Consider the following 2,473-nt stretch of genomic DNA (forward strand, 5'->3'; position numbering starts at 1 on the left):
CTTATTTACAAATTTATCAATGCTGCGGTGAAAATAAAGCAATGAATTAGATATAGCAAACATGAATCCCTGCCCACACCTACAAGACAAATTTGCAGAATCTATGGGAGTTATGCTATAATCCTAGACTTTTATCTCAATGCACTTTTATCTTCATGTTAAATCTGGCTGCATTTGCAGTTGAGAGATTTCCATATTCTCATAACAACTGCACAAGCTTATGTTCAAGCCCTTAAATTATTTCAGTTGAGAGATTTCAAGATTCTCATAGATAAGGTTATATGGATAAGAATCATTTGTGATAGGAGATGTTAATTAGGATTTAAGGTTTATGCTTTTTAATTCCCCTCTTTTTATTTTTATGTTTCTCCCCATTGTGTGGTTAGGATTTCATTTCTTAAAGAATCTGGGGCATCAAAAACATTCTCATTCTATAGAAACACTAGCAAAGATTTTTCTTATTGTAGGTTCTCTCTTCTTTTATGCTTATTGGAAAGTAAGCTATCTCTTTCTTTTACTATTTTCTATGGGTATCAACTATGCCATTGCTATGCGTATTCTTGCACCCCGCAAAACAAATCTTTTCATACCATTACGCACACACAAGGATTTGCTAGATTCTAAGAATGTCATATCTCATGAAGAATCTCTTAAGGATTCCGATAAATCATTGAGCAATTTAGATTCTAAGAACACACATTCTTTACTTGTTAGCAACAACAATGCCTCTAAAAGATGGCTCATTGTAGGTATCCTCTTTAACTTGTGTGTGCTTGGTTTCTTTAAATACACTGACTTTCTCTTAGAAAACTTTAATCTTTTTGCTCAATGTATCTCCTTAGACTTTACTATGCCACTGCCTCATATTCTGCTTCCTTTAGCACTCTCATTTGTAACCTTTCAACAAATTGCTTTTTTAGTAGATTGCTACAAAGAAACTACTGCTACAGATGATACTCTTAATATGGCACAAGAATCTCTCACACATTCTCATAAGCAAATGCTCACTCACAATTCTCTCTCACAAGATGATGCTATCAAACGTAGCAATTTTTTGGATTATTGTCTCTTCATTAGCTTTTTTCCTCAGCTTATTGCTGGTCCAATCGTGCATCATAAAGAAATGATGCCTCAATTCTATGCAATGAGCAAAGGAAATCATTGCATTCCTTATGCCTATCTTGCTAAGGGTTTATTTATATTCTCTATAGGCTTATTCAAAAAAGTCTTTATCGCAGATAGTTTTGCTCAATGGGCAAATGCAGGATTCAGTGCAGTAGAGAGTGGGCAGATTCTCAATATCTTTGAATCATGGGTAACCTCACTCTCTTATACTTTTCAGCTTTATTTTGATTTCAGTGGATATTGTGATATGGCAATAGGCTTAGGATTAATGTTTGGCATTATGTTGCCCATAAATTTCCTCTCACCTTATAAAGCTTTAAATATCACAGATTTTTGGAGGAGATGGCATATTACTCTGGGGAGATTCCTCAAAGCATATCTCTATATTCCTTTGGGAGGTAATAGAAACAGGAAATATAAAGCCTGTGCGTCCTATCGAATCATTAAGCAGATTCTCACATTGAGAAATCTGTTTATCGTAGCTTTTTTAAGTGGTGTATGGCATGGGGCTGGCTGGGGTTTTGTGATATGGGGTATTCTGCATGGTATGGCTATGTGTGTGCATCGAATCTATTTATGGTTTTTGGAGGACTTTCAGCACAAAGCATGGCGTGTAGATTCTCAACCTACTCCTATAATGGATACAATCTCTCAAACAAGACAACACACTCATGACATAAATGTGGAACACTCTCTTTCTCTTGCCCCCCCCCCCCCCATTTATAGCACACATAGCACACACAAATCAAAGGCAGGCTTAACACATAAGATTAAAGAATTGATAGTTACCATGCTAAAGACTTGTGGGGTAAGACTAGAGAATCTAAAATCTAAAAGTTATCATGACACAGATTATAAAGTAAGCACAGAGGTTTTGAGTAACACAAAGGACATGCGCATTTACATGCGAGATAGGCATTTCTCACCCACACTCACATTCTCTCACAAAGATTCTCATCATTGTGCTGTTCTTAAGCAAAATGAAAAACAAGTATCTCAAGCTGAACCTAGCGATGTTGCCTCTTCAATGCTCATGCAATCTACAAGAATTTCTCCCACACTCACGCACACAACAAAGATTCTCAATTCTAAATTCTATCAAGTATTTTGCTGGCTTCTTACTTTTAACTTTATCAACATAGCATGGGTGTTTTTTCGTGCAGAAAACTTACAAGGAGCAATGAATCTCTTAAAAGGTATGTTTGGTCTAGTATGGGTGGATTTTCCACATAAAGCACGATTAATTCCGCATTTCCTAGAGAATATTCATGGACGTAATGAAACAATTATCTATCTTGTTTTAGCATTTATATTATGCTTGGGATTCAAGAATAGTGTTGAGTTGATG

At 35.8% G+C, this 2,473-nt stretch carries 1 pseudogene; it reads left to right on the top strand.

Going from position 1 to position 2,473, the window contains the following annotated elements:
- Positions 1–331: 331 nt before the first annotated feature.
- Positions 332–1,699 (top strand): annotated as a pseudogene (locus CQA44_RS13555) (MBOAT family O-acyltransferase); the annotation flags it as partial.
- Positions 1,700–2,473 lie beyond the last annotated feature (774 nt).

This window comes from Helicobacter sp. MIT 14-3879, from assembly GCF_003364125.1.